General features: G+C 55.0%; 14 protein-coding genes and 1 pseudogene. 6 read left to right on the forward strand and 9 right to left on the reverse strand.

From position 1 onward, the window contains the following. Positions 1 to 96 precede the first annotated feature (96 nt). The gene (gene pepT / locus WLO31_RS10565; RefSeq protein WP_435930440.1) at positions 97 to 1326 is read left to right on the forward strand and encodes a peptidase T; all 1230 of its coding nucleotides are present in this window, start codon (positions 97 to 99) and stop codon (positions 1324 to 1326) included. 566 nt (positions 1327 to 1892) lie between these two features. On the opposite strand, the gene tehB is transcribed toward pepT, so the two are convergent. Both tehB and tehA read right to left on the reverse strand, forming a co-directional pair. After that, complete coding sequence (tehB, locus tag WLO31_RS10570) at positions 1893 to 2486, reverse strand: tellurite resistance methyltransferase TehB (protein ID WP_435930443.1); 594 nt, start codon at positions 2484 to 2486, stop codon at positions 1893 to 1895. Continuing rightward, positions 2483 to 3475, reverse strand: coding sequence for a dicarboxylate transporter/tellurite-resistance protein TehA (gene tehA / locus WLO31_RS10575; RefSeq protein WP_435930444.1), 993 nt, complete (start codon positions 3473 to 3475; stop codon positions 2483 to 2485). Before tehA ends, tehB begins: the two co-directional genes overlap by 4 nt. A gap of 113 nt (positions 3476 to 3588) precedes the next feature. On the opposite strand from tehA, the gene ydcK reads away from it, so the two are divergent. Then, positions 3589 to 4518: a YdcK family protein gene (gene ydcK / locus WLO31_RS10580; RefSeq protein ID WP_435930446.1), complete on the forward strand. Its 930-nt coding sequence runs from the start codon at positions 3589 to 3591 to the stop codon at positions 4516 to 4518. Here ydcK and rimL read toward each other — a convergent pair whose 3' ends face one another. Beyond that, the gene (gene rimL, locus WLO31_RS10585) at positions 4519 to 5073 is read right to left on the reverse strand and encodes a 50S ribosomal protein L7/L12-serine acetyltransferase (protein ID WP_435930447.1); all 555 of its coding nucleotides are present in this window, start codon (positions 5071 to 5073) and stop codon (positions 4519 to 4521) included. A gap of 66 nt (positions 5074 to 5139) precedes the next feature. Between rimL and WLO31_RS10590 the strand changes: the two genes are divergently transcribed. The 3 genes from WLO31_RS10590 to nudI are packed head-to-tail and all read left to right on the forward strand — an operon-like array spanning position 5140 to position 6237. Continuing rightward, entirely contained in the window at positions 5140 to 5556 is a 417-nt protein-coding gene (locus WLO31_RS10590; protein ID WP_435930448.1) for a VOC family protein, read from the forward strand. Beyond that, positions 5553 to 5810: a hypothetical protein gene (locus WLO31_RS10595; protein ID WP_435930449.1), complete on the forward strand. Its 258-nt coding sequence runs from the start codon at positions 5553 to 5555 to the stop codon at positions 5808 to 5810. Before WLO31_RS10590 ends, WLO31_RS10595 begins: the two co-directional genes overlap by 4 nt. A gap of 1 nt (position 5811) precedes the next feature. Beyond that, positions 5812 to 6237, forward strand: a complete 426-nt coding sequence (gene nudI, locus WLO31_RS10600; protein ID WP_435930450.1) for a nucleoside triphosphatase NudI — start codon at positions 5812 to 5814, stop codon at positions 6235 to 6237. Between the two features lie 151 nt (positions 6238 to 6388). Here the strand turns inward: nudI and WLO31_RS10605 are convergent. The 4 genes and pseudogenes from WLO31_RS10605 to WLO31_RS10620 form a co-directional block, all read right to left on the reverse strand. Beyond that, positions 6389 to 6607 (reverse strand): annotated as a pseudogene (locus tag WLO31_RS10605) (recombinase family protein); the annotation flags it as partial. A 164-nt stretch (positions 6608 to 6771) separates the two neighbouring features. Beyond that, positions 6772 to 8427, reverse strand: a complete 1656-nt coding sequence (locus tag WLO31_RS10610; protein WP_435930453.1) for a glucan biosynthesis protein — start codon at positions 8425 to 8427, stop codon at positions 6772 to 6774. A gap of 234 nt (positions 8428 to 8661) precedes the next feature. Further along, positions 8662 to 9438: an ABC transporter substrate-binding protein gene (locus tag WLO31_RS10615; protein ID WP_435930454.1), complete on the reverse strand. Its 777-nt coding sequence runs from the start codon at positions 9436 to 9438 to the stop codon at positions 8662 to 8664. A gap of 12 nt (positions 9439 to 9450) precedes the next feature. Further along, on the reverse strand, positions 9451 to 10620 hold the full coding sequence (locus tag WLO31_RS10620; protein ID WP_435930456.1) for a pyridoxal phosphate-dependent aminotransferase: 1170 nt from the start codon (positions 10618 to 10620) through the stop codon (positions 9451 to 9453). 117 nt (positions 10621 to 10737) lie between these two features. Here WLO31_RS10620 and WLO31_RS10625 point away from each other — a divergent pair, with 117 nt between their 5' ends. After that, positions 10738 to 11598 (forward strand): LysR substrate-binding domain-containing protein, encoded by an 861-nt coding sequence (locus tag WLO31_RS10625; RefSeq protein WP_435930458.1) that lies wholly within the window; start codon positions 10738 to 10740, stop codon positions 11596 to 11598. 20 nt (positions 11599 to 11618) lie between these two features. Here the strand turns inward: WLO31_RS10625 and WLO31_RS10630 are convergent, their stop codons facing one another. Then, on the reverse strand, positions 11619 to 12029 hold the full coding sequence (locus tag WLO31_RS10630; protein WP_435930459.1) for a hemerythrin domain-containing protein: 411 nt from the start codon (positions 12027 to 12029) through the stop codon (positions 11619 to 11621). Between the two features lie 132 nt (positions 12030 to 12161). Next, positions 12162 to 13676: a carboxylesterase/lipase family protein gene (locus WLO31_RS10635; RefSeq protein ID WP_435930460.1), complete on the reverse strand. Its 1515-nt coding sequence runs from the start codon at positions 13674 to 13676 to the stop codon at positions 12162 to 12164. Positions 13677 to 13705 lie beyond the last annotated feature (29 nt).

Raw genomic sequence — 13705 nt, forward strand, 5'->3', positions numbered from 1 at the left:
CCTGCCCCTGAACGAATAAAGCTTGTACTAAGCGTCCTAATAAATAACATTAAATTTACATCACCAACAGACAACATCGAACAATAAGGAAACATTATGTCCTCGCCGCTCTCCTCGCAGCTCACCCAACGCTTCTTCCGCTATCTGGCCGTAACCAGCCAGAGCGACCCCCGAGTCGATACATTACCCAGCACGCCGGGCCAGCATGAAATGGCGAAAATGCTGGCCGCGGAACTGCGCGAGCTCGGCCTGCAGGATGTGCTCATTGATGAGCATGCGACCGTTACGGCGGTAAAAAAAGGAAACGTGCCGGGCGCGCCGCGGATAGGATTTATCACGCATATCGATACCGTCGATGTGGGGCTGTCGCCGGAAATTCATCCGCAGATTCTGCGTTTTACCGGCGAAGATCTATGCCTGAACGCGGAGAAAGATATCTGGCTGCGCACTTCTGAACATCCGGAAATTAACGCCTACCCGGATGAGGAGATCGTCTTCAGCGACGGCACAAGCGTGCTGGGCGCGGATAATAAAGCGGCGGTGACGGTGGTGATGACGGTGCTGGAAAACCTCACCCCGGAGCATAAGCATGGCGATATTGTGGTGGCGTTTGTCCCGGACGAAGAGATTGGCCTGTGCGGCGCGAAGGCGTTAGATCTGGCGCGCTTCGACGTTGATTTTGCCTGGACCATCGACTGCTGTGAATTAGGCGAAGTGGTGTATGAAAACTTCAACGCCGCCCACGCCGAGCTGCGCTTTACCGGCGTGACCAGCCACCCGATGTCCGCTAAAGACGTGCTGGTCAATCCGCTGCTGATGGCGATGGATTACATCAGCCATTTCGATCGTCAGCAAACGCCGGAGCACACCGAAGGGCGGGAAGGCTATATCTGGTTTAACGGCATGCAGGCCTCCCAGAGCGAAGCGGTGCTGAAAGCCAATATCCGTGATTTTGATCTGGCTAACTTCGAACGGCGAAAGCTACAGATTGGCGAAGTTGCGCAGAAAATTACCGCGCAGCATCCGACGGCGCGCGTGGAGTATCATATCAGCGATACCTACAGCAACATCAGCAACGCCATTACCGACGATCGCCGGGCAATTGATTTGATTTTTGCCGCGCTTGACGAGTTAAGCATTGAGCCGAAAGTGATTCCGATGCGCGGCGGCACCGACGGCGCCGCGCTCTCCGCAAAAGGTTTATTAACGCCGAACTTCTTTACCGGCGCGCATAATTTCCACTCACGGTTTGAGTTTCTGCCGCTGAAGTCGTTTGAGGCTTCTTATAACGTGGCGCTGAAGCTGTGTTTGCTGGCGGCTAAATAAACCAGCCGCCCCGGCGGGTGCGCTATGCTTACCCGCCCTACATATGCCCGTATGGTTTCTGTAGGGTGGATAAGCCTGAATACCGACCAATCTTTCAGGCCGCCCCGGCGGGTGCGCTATGCTTACCCGCCCTACATATGTCCGTATGGTTTCTGTAAGGTGGATAAGCCTGAATACCGACCGCCCTTCAGGCACTCCCGGCGGGTGCGCTATGCTTACCCGCCCTACATGTGTCCGTATGGTTTCTGTAGGATGGATAAGCCTGAATACCGACCGCCCTTCAGGCACTCCCGGCGGGTGCGCTATGCTTACCCGCCCTGCATGTGTCCGTATGGTTTCTGTAGGGTGGATAAGCTTGAATACCGACCGGCTTTCAGGCACTCCCGGCGGGTGCGCTATGCTTACCCGCCCTACATGTGTCCGTATGGTTTCTGTAGGATGGATAAGCCTGAATACCGACCGCCCTTCAGGCACTCCCGGCGGGTGCGCTACGCTTACCCGCCCTACATATGTCCGTATGGTTTCTGTAGGGTGGATAAGCGCCAGCGCCATCCACCGCTACTTTGCTAAATCTTACGGGCAAGCATGGTGGCAAAACGCAGCTTGATGCGGTTACCGTCGGCGTCGGTTTTATGCAGCTGGCCGACCTCTTCGTTGTACTTAATCAGCTCCCAGCCTTTGTAATACTCGCTCAGCTCGCCCGCCTTGAACGCAAAAGGGAAACCGACGTTGCAAGGGAAATCGTCCGTATCCATCGCCGCCACGATCAGGTTATAGCCGCCCTTTTTAGTGCAGCGCTGCATATTAGCGATAAGGCCCCGAATGGTGTCACGCTCAAGGAACATCATCACCACGGTGGAGAGAATAAAATCGTATTCGCCGTCAAACTTCAGCTCATTGAGGTTGACGATATCGGTGGTGATATCCTCTAACCCTTCCGCCTCGATAATCTGTTTCAGATTATTGATGCTCATCGGGTTTTTATCCCACGCGGTCACCGTAAAACCTTTCTGGTTCAGGTACAGGCTGTTGCGGCCGTTGCCGCAGCCCAGATCCAGCGCCTTGCCTGGCGGTACGATGGTCGCGGCATTAACCACGTCGGAGTGCGTTGGGGTTAAGCCATATTTTTCGCTGTAGTAACTTTCAGACTTCGCGGTCATAACCGATCCTTTTTCATGGGCCTTGCCGTACGCACAATGAGTTTCCCCTGCATCAGCAGAATAAAGGTGCGCACCAGCAGCAGGCCGATAATGACATTAGTAAAAATAAACAGCGGCAGCGCGACGACGGTAAAAATGCCGTCCCTGCTGTCGTGACTGAGATGCAGCGCGGTGGTCGCCAGCGCTGAGATACCGAATGAAAAACTCCAGAACGAGGCGTTAAACGGCTGAGCCATATACCAGGGCATGAGGCGCAGCATAAAAAGCAGCTGCAGCAAACCGTAGCCAAACAGCATTTTGGCGAAGAAATCCGCCTCTCCGCCGTTTACGCTGAGGTAAGCGCTGCAGGCCACCAGCGCAGGAGCGAGCTGGATGCCAAGTGAGGTGCGAACCGGCGTGGGCAATGCTCCGGCGCTACGCATACGGTGCAAAATAGCCGGTTCCAGGCTGAGCCAGGAAAACACGCCCGCGCCAAAAAACAGGATCCCCAGGTCGTGATAACCCAGCGCCCCACTCGCCATCGCGCTGATAAAATTATTGGCGACCGTCGGCAAGTATAAACCCGGCGTGGTTGCCGTTTGCGGATGGTTTCCACGCCATAAACCGGCGCTTTGCCATGCGGCATAGCCGAGCTGCACCGCTGCACCAGATACGAACATCCCCACCGCCAGCGGTCGTACATAAGGCGCAATCCCGATAGCCACCAGCATCGTCGTTGCCGGAAAAAGACTGACGAAACTGCTCATTAACGGGTGAAGGATCTCCGCTTTCACCGTCTGGGGATATCTCACCAGACGATAGATAAAAGCCAGCGCCAGCACAAGCCAGACGCTCATAGCCAGAACTTCAAGGGCCGCGCCGGGCAGCGGGCTAACGGGCCAGATAGCGGCGGCATAGCGCCATGCGAATCCCATTCCGATTATCCCCAGCACCATGCCGAAATACCCGGCGGGCAGATTAATCATCGTGGACGATACCGATTTGCTCATTTTGTTTATTTTTTAAAATGTATTTTAGATGCATTTTATGCGATTCCGCGCCGGAACGCCACGCCGGCTATTTACCTGCTACGTTTTAAACAGGCGCAAAGGAGGCAGAGCGAATGAATAAGTATGAATTAACCGATGATGTACAGCTTCATGATTATCTGCACGATGGCGAAAAGCAACGGATCAGGCTCTGGCAGATCCGCGCGCTGCGGGACTTCAGCGATGTAAAAGCCGGGCAAACCGGCGGCTGGGTGGAGAGTGAGGCAAGCCTGAGTCAGCAGGGGGTATGCTGGATTTACGATAGCCAGTGCCTGGTATTCGGCGGCTCCGACGTCAAAGACGATGCGCAGATCCATGGCGCCTCGACGCTTTGCCACCAGGCCCACGTTTCCGGCAGCGCCTACGTTGAAGATTCGCTGGTTAGCGGCGAATGCTTTATCCGTGAGAATGCACGCGTAATGGAGGGCAGCCAGGTTATTGCGCTTCGCGGTCTGACGGCGGATCATGACCAGCTTCTGCAAATCTACGGCAACGCCGTAGTCCGCGCCTCCCGCGTCGTTCACCAGGCGCAAATTTATGGCGATGCCGCGATCTGCAATGCGTTCATCGAACATCGCGCCGAGGTCTTCGGTCACGCCGTGCTGGCGGGAAACGAGGATAATAATATCTGGATTTGCGACTGCGCCCGCGTTTTCGATAATGCCCGGATTATCGCCGGCAGCGGAGAAGACCAGATCCCGACCATTCGCTACTCTTCGCAGATTTATGGCAATGCGGTCATCGAAGGCGACTGCGTGCTGAAGCATCATGTGCATATTTACGATGACGCCGCGCTCATCGGCGGCCCTGTTTTGCTCGATGACCACGTGCAGATTTACGGCAGCGCGCGCGTAACGGGTAATGTGCTGATCGAAAATAACGTGCAGGTATTCGACAACGCGGCAATAGACGGCATCGACGGTGAAATGATTCATATCCGCGGTAATAAGGCGGTTAACGGCGACCAGCGGATAACCAGAACGCCGTTTTATGGCCTGTTTTAATTACTCCTCGATGCGCGCGTAGATATTCTGGTCGTGAAACTCGCCGTTAAGAAACTCCGCCTGGCGTAAGCATCCTTCGAGGGTAAAGCCGTTGCGTTGCGCCACTTTATTACTCGCTTCGTTAGACACGATGCACTTGATAACAAAGCGGCGCACCACGCCTTCGCCTGCATACTTTGCGACTATCGCTTCCAGCGCCTGTGAAATAATACCCTGCCCCTGCGCGGTCTCGTCCAGCCAGTAGCCGATATAGGCCGTTTTATTGGTCGGTTCGATTTGATTAAAAGAAATTACGCCCACCATCCGCTTATCCCTGTAGATAAGAAACATTTTCGCATAACCGCGGTGGTGCAGAATGTAATTTCCCTCCACGGTTTTTAACGTGTCCTCCCGGGATGTCACATACTGCGGCCATTCCATGGCTTTTTGCAGCCATGCCTTATTGCGCACCACAAGGGCGAACAGCTCATCGGCGTAGCGTTCGTGAACTGAGTGCAGCGTTAGCGTCTCGTTAATGTTGATGGCATCATCCTGCCAGTTTTCAGCGGCCTGCAATGTGAACCTCCTGTGCCTTTGGCGTATTGACTATAGTTAACACAGGCTTCGGTCAGGAGAAAGCGTATGTCCCGAGTTGTTGCAGTCGATCATCTGGTGATTTCCGTCAGCGATTTCGCCCGCTCGCGCCAGTTCTATTCCGATCTCATGGGCTTTCTGGGCTTCGACGTGCTTGATGAGCTTCCGGATATGATGGGCTGGACCAACGGCTCCACCCGTCTGTGGATTAGCCAGGCTGACAAACAGGGGCTCGATCATCCTTACCGCAAAGGCGATCCGGGCTTTCATCATTATGCCTGGGGTTTACGCAACCGGCAGGACGTGGACGATCTGCAAGAGTGGCTGGTGAAGCATAACGTGACTATTTTCGACCCCGCCGGTGAGTATTATCCGGATTATTATGCCGTCTTCTTTCTCGATCCGGACGGCATGAAGCTGGAAGGAATGTTTTATGGTGCAGAAGTTTCAGCAAACGGGTCATGAATAGTGAAGAGTTTGATGACGGCGTGCGGACCGCTCCGGTGCAGAAGCATATCGCCGCCTTTAATCCCGACGCCATAAATCGCATAAACATTCGCAATATTGAACCCTTTACAGGGTGGCATGCGGAATATCAGCACTTTACCGATAATCTTCCGGTACACCTTCGTGAGCGGATTATGGTGTGTGATCACCCGGCTGACATTGACGTTTTTTCTGATAAGGTTATTCAGAAAGCCATGATGTTGAGGACATGAAATGCGCCAGCGAGTAATAGTGTGCCCAGTGATACAAAATGAAGGTGAGTTTCTGCTTTGTAAAATGGCCTCCGATCGTGGGGTATTCCCGGGACAATGGGCGCTGCCCGGCGGCGGAATGGAACCCGGCGAGACGATGGAAACTGCACTGAGGCGTGAAATCAGGGAAGAACTAGGCGAAGCACTGCGTATCACAGACGTTAAACCCTGGGCCTTTCGTGATGATGTCCGTACTAAAACGTACCCGGATGGTACCACAGAGGACATTTACATGATTTACCTCATCTTTGACTGTATCAGTACAAACCGGACGATTACGTTTAATGAGGAATTTCAGGATATTGCTTGGGTATCCCCTAACAACCTGAAAAACATGGATTTAAATGAAGCGACCCGGATCACCTTTGCCCGGAAAGGTCTCCTTTAGGTTCTGGTCTTTATACAAAAAGCCGATCTGCTGATTATCAGGACGAGACGCCGTAGGATCGCGGCTTCCGTCCTACTGGTTTCTTTCCTTTTCATCCGATCTTTCTGGCTGCTTCTCCGTGAGCGTGCGCCGAGGACCGCATAGATTATGTCTATCTAATCTCAGTCATCCGGTATTTGGCGAGAAGACGCACCACGGTGGAAGGGTGAACCCGGAACAGGCGGGCGGCATCAGCACCTGTTTTCTGCCCCGATGTGACGAGCGAGACAATCTCTTTTTGTTGCTGGGGTGTTAATTTTGGGCGGCGTCCACCAACCCGGCCATCCTGGCGTGCCGCTGCAAGTCCGCTCTTTGTCCGTTCACGAAGCACCAGGAAAAGCGCGTAAACGCTGCGACGTCAGGCTCGGCATAGCTATGGCGATCGTCCAGGGCTGGTATCAAGAACTCAAAAGCGAAACCGGTGAACGGGTGCTGTCCGGCCTGCGCGAGCCGCTGGAATACAAAGCCCCGCGGCTCAGCCAGCGGGGCTTTTGCTTATTTCATTACGCGGTCGTCAACATAATTGCGTTTGTCCGCGGCCGGCGGGAAATACTGATACAGCCAGGTTTCACTGATGGCGTCTCCCTGGCAGCGCAGGAACATGCGCATATCTACCGGCGCGGTGGAATCGTCGGTTGGATACCAGTCGAAGAGAATGCGGTAGCCGTCGAACGGTTCCACGTAGAGGATTTCGATCTGCTTCGCCTCCCCGTTTGACAGCGTGATAACCGGCTCGATGCCTTTTGGCGCCGCTGCTTTCAGATCGCCGCCCACAAAATCGATGGCGAAACGGCGCGACCATTTGTCCGGGAAGCGTTCGCCCGGCGCCCAGCCTTCCGGGAAGCTGCCCATGCCCGTGCGCGTCGCGTAAACGCGGGCCAGTTCGGTTGTTATCGGCGGCAGACCGCTCCAGTACAGACGATATTTAAACTCCAGCTCATCCCCCGCCTTCACCGGTTTTTCCGGCTGCCAGAAGCAGACGATATTATCCAGCGTTTCACCCGTGGTTGGAATTTCCATCAGGCCCACGGTGCCCTTGCCCCATTTATTACGCGGTTCAACCCACAGGCTCGGGCGTTTGTTATACCAGCCCATGATGTCCTGGTAGCTGGCGAATTCGTGGTCAAGCTGCAGCAGGCCAAACCCTTTCGGGTTGTTGTCCATATAGGCGTTGAACTGGAGCTTCTGCGGGTTATTCAGCGGACGGGCAATCCATTCACCGTTGCCGCGCCACATCGCCAGGCGATCGGAGTCGTGGATCTGGGGATGGATGGTGTCGCACATGCGGCGTTCGTTAGTGCCGCAGGCGAACATGCTGGTCATCGGCGCGATGCCCAGCTGCTTGATATCTTCGCGAGCGTAAAGGTGATTATCCACCTCCATCACCACGCGTTTTTCTTCGCAGCTGATGACGAACTTATACGCTCCGGTAACGCTTTTACTGTCCAGCAGCGCGTACGCCACAAACGTCGTATCGCCAGCTTCCGGCGTTTCGAACCAGAATGAAGTGAAGTCCGGGAACTCCTCGAGCTGGTCGGTAAAGGTATTTACCGCAAGGCCGCGTGCGGACAAACCATACTGATAGGTATTATCTACCGCGCGGAAATAGCTGGCGCCCAGGAAAGAAACCACGTCGCGACGCGCCAGCTCCGGCGCTTTAAAGGCTTTAAACCCGGCGAAACCGAGGTCCATCTGCCCTTCAAGCTGCCTGGTATCGACGCCCGCATCGTTGTAGTTAAATAACTCCGGCCGGAAATGGATCTCGCGCGACTGATGGGTGGCCGGATCTACGGAGAACATGCGCACGCGGCGCCTGAACCCCATCCCTACATGGAAAAATTGCACGTCCAGCTGGCGATGGCTCAGGCCGTTCCACAGCGAATGGCCCGCGTCATACTGAATGGCATTATAAGCCTGCGGCGTCAGCGTGGCCAGCGTATCCGGCAGCGGACGAGGTGCGCCGCTCCAGGGCTTTTTCGACAGGTCATGAGCCATCGCCTGCAGCACTGAAAAATCAAACTCGGTGGTGCGGCCATCGGCGATATCAGATTCCGCGGCGAAAGCTGCGCGGGAAAAGAGCGTGGCGAGGGGCGGAGTGCCGCAGGCTGCGGCGAGAGCCATAGAGGCTTTGATAAAACGTCTGCGGTTCATGCCTGAGAAATCGTCCTTTTATGTCGATGTATTTCGTCCTGCTTTACGGGCAGGACTACGGCAAGCTGGTGCAACCATTACGACCGCACACTCTAGACAAAATTCACCGCTAATCCAACGATTGTCGAAGCGGATTTGATTCAGGAACGCAGTTTTTTTATTTGAACCGGAATGAACTGAAAAAGGAGCGGGATAATGCCCCTCTCCCATGAGGGGAGAGGGTGAAAAGCAGGATTACTTCACGGACACATCGATGCCGGGGAAATATTTCTTAGCAAGCGTCGTTACCGTGCCGTCGGCCTTCACTTTTTCAATCGCCGCATCGAGCTGTTTTTTGGTATCCGCATCGCCTTTACGCAGGCCAAAACCGATACCGCTGCCGAGGATGGTATCGTCGCTCACCGGCTTGCCGATAAAGCCGAAGCCTTTGCCCTGCGGCTTGCTCAAAAAGCCCGCCTGCCCGGCTGCGGACATGACCAGCGACGCGTCGATTCGGCCGTTAAGCAGGTCGGCCCAGGCCATATTCTGATCTTTATAAGAGACCACCGTTACGCCCTGCTTTTCCCAGTGCTCTTTGGCATAGGTTTCCTGGATGGAACCCTGCAGAACGCCGATGGTTTTTCCCTTTAGCCCTTCCGGCGTGGCGTCAACGGCGCTGCCGGCCTTGCCCACCAGCTGCGAAGGAATGCGGTAAATCGGCTGGGTAAAATCGATGCTTTTACGCCGCTGTTCGGTAATATTCATTGCCGAGTTGATGGCGTCGAACTTCTTCGCCATCAGGCCGGGTATTAACGCGTCAAAAGAGGTTTCCACCCAGGAGCATTTCAGGCTCGCCGCCTTACAGATGGCGTTGCCCAGCTCGATATCAAAACCTTCCAGCTCGCCTGTTGAATTACGGCTTTCAAACGGCGGATACTCAGCCTCAACGCCGTAGCGTAGTTCAGTTGCTGCCAACCCGGAGAAAGTAGAGAGCATCCCGACCACTAAGCCTAGCGCATGGATTTTTTTCATTGTGACTCCTTTTCAACGTGGTTTCAGCCGGCAAAGCGCCTGTGCGCCCGCCCGTAATGTGGCTTCATCTTTGGCAAAGGAAAGACGGATCAGCCTGTTATCCGTTCCGTCAGTGTAAAACGCGGAGAGCGGGATCGTCGCCACGCCTTGTTCGGTAATCAAACGCTTGACCATCTCGCTGTCGGACTCATCGCTGAAATGGTCGAAACTGGCGAGCAGGAAGAACGAGCCCGCGCTCGGCAAGAGTTTAAACGGCGACTCCGCCAGCAACGTCTGCATCAGATCGCGCTTGCGCTGGTAGAATGCCGCCAGCGACAGATAGGTTTGCGGATCGGCCATGTAGTCGGCAAAAGCGTACTGCATGGGCGTATCGGCAGAAAACATCAAAAACTGATGCACCTTGCAAATCTCATCCATCAGCGCCGCCGGCGCCAGGCAATATCCCACGCGCCAGCCCGTAACATGGAACGTTTTCCCAAACGAAGAGATAATCACGCTGCGTTCGGCAAGCTGCGGATGCGTCGCCATGCCGTGGTGACGCCTGCCGTCAAACACGATGTGCTCATACACCTCATCGGATAAAATGACGATATCCGTGTTGCGCGTCAATGCCGCAAGCATCTCCAGATCCTGCGCGCTGAATATCTGCCCGCTTGGGTTGTGCGGCGTATTGATGATGATCATGCGTGTACGAGGCGTGATGGCCGCCCGCACTTCATCCCAGTTCACGGAAAAATCCGGCAGCGCGAGCTTCAGGGCCACGGGTTTAGCGCCCTGCAGGCGCACAATCGGCGCGTAGCTGTCGAACGAGGGTTCGAAGTAAATCACCTCATCGCCCGGATGCACCAACCCGCTAATGGCCGAATAGAGCCCTTCGCTGGCGCTGGCGGTAATCAGCACTTCATCGCTGGCCTCGTAACGCGCGCCGTAGAGCGTTGCCACCTTCTCAGCGATCAGCGTTTTCAGCGGGGCAAGGCCGGTCATCGCCGCGTACTGGTTATGATTATCCAGCATGGCTTTGGTGACGCCGGCAATCAGCTTAGGGTCGGGTGAAAAGTTCGGCGCGCCCTGGGAAAGGTTAATGGCGTTATGCTGCGCCGAGAGCTGGCCGATAACGGTAAAAATGGTGGTTCCCACATCGGGCAGTTTTGAACGATGTTGCACCGGGGTATGGATAGTCATGGCCGCTCCTGTTGCTGCTCAATTTGCATAACTATTCAATCCGCATGCGGTTGCCACGACAAACGAATTGTTGTCATAATAGCCATGCAAAAAATGCATGGCTCAGCGGAGAGCGACATGGCGCGGCATAATTTTCCCCTCAATACGGTTGATGCATTCCTGGTTACCGCCAGGCATTTAAATCTTACCCGGGCCGCGAAAGAGTTATGCCTTACGCAAGGGGCGGTTAGCCGTAAAATCGCCACGCTTGAAGAGTGGCTGGGCTTTACGTTATTTGAACGCCACGCGCGGGGCTTGTACCTGACGCCGCAAGGAAGCGCCCTGCTTCCCGACCTGCAAAATGCGTTTGAGAAACTGCTCGATGTCGCCGGGCGCGCCTGCCATAAACCGAGCGTTATTCGCCTTAAGGCGCCGACCTGCGCGATGCGCTGGCTGGTGCCGAAAATTATGCAGCTTGAGCTTCGCGCCCCGGATATTCAGATTGCGCTGACCACCACCGTCGATCACGGCATTAATTTCAAAAGCGAGCCTTACGATGCGGCAATCGTTTTTAGCACGCACGCCAGGGCCGGCACGCTGCTTTTTGAAGAGAGCCTCACGCCCGTTATCAGCCAGAGCCTGTTGCCTGCGGAGCCGCTGTCTGCCGAAGCTCTACAGCGTTTCACCTTCCTGCATCCGACGCGCGATCGCACTGACTGGTCGCTGTGGCTTGCCGATTACCCGGCAAAGCAACCTGTGATGATCAAAAACCAGCATTTCGACACCATGGATCTGGCCATCAGCGCCGCTATTCAGGGATTCGGGATAGCCATTGCCGATGAGGCTTTAGTGGCAGAGGATATACGCATGGGCAGGCTGGTGCGCCCTTTCGCGCGCAGCGTGAAAACCGGAGCAGGCTACCGCCTGACCGTACGCCCGGGCCGTGAGAATCTGGCCGGGCTGGAGGCGTTCTGTGAGAGCTTGCTCACGTCAGGTTGAGATGATTTACAGGGCATGCGCTATATTTGTTCAACCAGCGGATAAAAGTCATGATTCTCTTTATGCATTCGCTCATAAACTTTGCGTAAAACAATATTGGCGTCCCGACGAAAAGCTTCATCATGACCAGAGACTTTATCGGCGGTATTCCAGCGCCGGGAGAAAGCTTCGTACTGAATAACAATATCCGCCATTTCAGTTTTAAACTGCAGGCTCATCCTTTTTAATTTCGCATCACTTACCTTTTCCAGGTAAGGATATAAAAACCGGTCTTCCGCAGAGAGATGAATTTTAATTAATGAGCTCATGCTGATGACGGCCTGCGCTATTTCCCTGGCATGCTGAGATACGCCTGCATGGCTCAGCTCCCTGAGTTTATTAAGCTTATCTATTATTTCAACGTGCTGGCCTTTCATTTTATCGATATTCATGGATTAATCCTTATCTGCACTTTCTTGCCTAATAAGATGCATATTAAATACATATTTATAAATTAGCAATGCCTTATTAGCAGAATAAAAAGCCTGGAATTTAGGATAGGAAAGATTTATTTAAGGGCGGGATCATCCTAATCTGACGTGCTGTTTCATTACGCGTTTAAATAACTGCATGCGGGTTCGCATAAAACGATTGCTGATGCTGAACTGCGCCTGCTTATTGATGCCAATTAACATGGTTCTGTCTTTGCGCCGGGTAGAGGCGGGCCAGCGTAAGGCGCCGTTAAGCTGTTCGCTTGCGGATGTCGCCGCACGTGCAAACTCGGCCCAGTAGTCGCATACCTTAGCGGCGAAAGAAAGATCGTTTTCCGTCACATATTCGCAGGCAGGCGGCGTGAACCGTAACGTGTCGAACACGTAAGGCACTTCGTTACCGTGCCAGGTTCCGTTTGCGTAGGTTTTGCGTTCGGCCTCGGCAACATAATCGAAGTAATAACGCCAGCAGGGCTGGCCTGCGCGCTGCTGCGCCTGCATCACCACGAACCCCATCGTGGTAAAGGCCATATCGCGGCACACCTGACGGCCCAGCTCCGCATCGCCCTTTACCCCCGGATAGAGCATTTTAATCAGTCCGAGGCCGAACCGTTTTTCCCGGCGCAGCAGCTCTATTTGCCCGGCCAGATCGATGCCGAAATAGGCCAGCACGCTGGCTTCGTCGCTGTTGCTGCCGATCATGACCGGCAGCGGATGCTGCCTGCCCGCGAAGAAAGTATCCAGCATTGGCTCCGGCAGCACGCGGTCGCCGCTTATGGGCGCCGGGCCGATATTTAGCGGCGCCTCTAATGGCCAGAACAGGTCGGCCGGCAGGGCGCGTAATTGTTCAGCAGTGGCATCTTCCAGCCCGAAGTGGCGCGCCAGCGATATGCCCTTTCTCAGCGCCTGATGCCGCTCAACGTCCGGCAAGGTGTAAGCGCTCTGCGCGATCGCCTTATGGAATAACCCGCCGGCAAGCGGCGAGGCCAGAAGCGAGAGCACGCTACGCGCCCCGGCCGATTCGCCAAACAGCGTCACGTTACCGGCATCGCCGCCAAAGGCGTGGATGTTTTCCTGCACCCAGCCAAGCGCGGCGATTTGATCCATCAGGGCAAAGTTATACAGCGGCCCGGCTGGATCTTCGCCTTCCAGCGCCGGATGCGCGAAAAAGCCCAGATGCCCCAGCCGGTAGTTGATTGAAACGAATACCACGCCGCGCGCGGCAAACCCGCGGCCATCGTACGGCGGCAGCCCGCCGGCACCGATGGTATAGCCGCCACCGTGCAGCCAGACCATCACGGGAAGCGGCTCGTCGCCGGTTTTTGCGGGGGTCCAGATATTCAGATAGAGACAGTCTTCAGAAAACTGGCCCGGATCGCCGCCGCCCACCGCTTTACAATATTCCAGGCTTTGCCAGCTTGCCGGAGAAAACCGCGTGGCGGGCCTGACGCCTTCCCAGCTTGCAGCAGGAACAGGGCTACGCCAGCGCAGTTCACCCACGGGCGGAGCGGCGAAAGGGATGCCGCGAAATACGGTACATCCCTCCTCTGTTGTTCCGGCAAGCTTGCCCTGTGCGACATTAACTAACGGGATTTCAGGCGCTTCCATCTGCGGTTCCTTGCTATCGACACCTCAAA

Source organism: Dryocola sharpae (genome assembly GCF_051307055.1).
GTDB lineage: Bacteria > Pseudomonadota > Gammaproteobacteria > Enterobacterales > Enterobacteriaceae > Dryocola.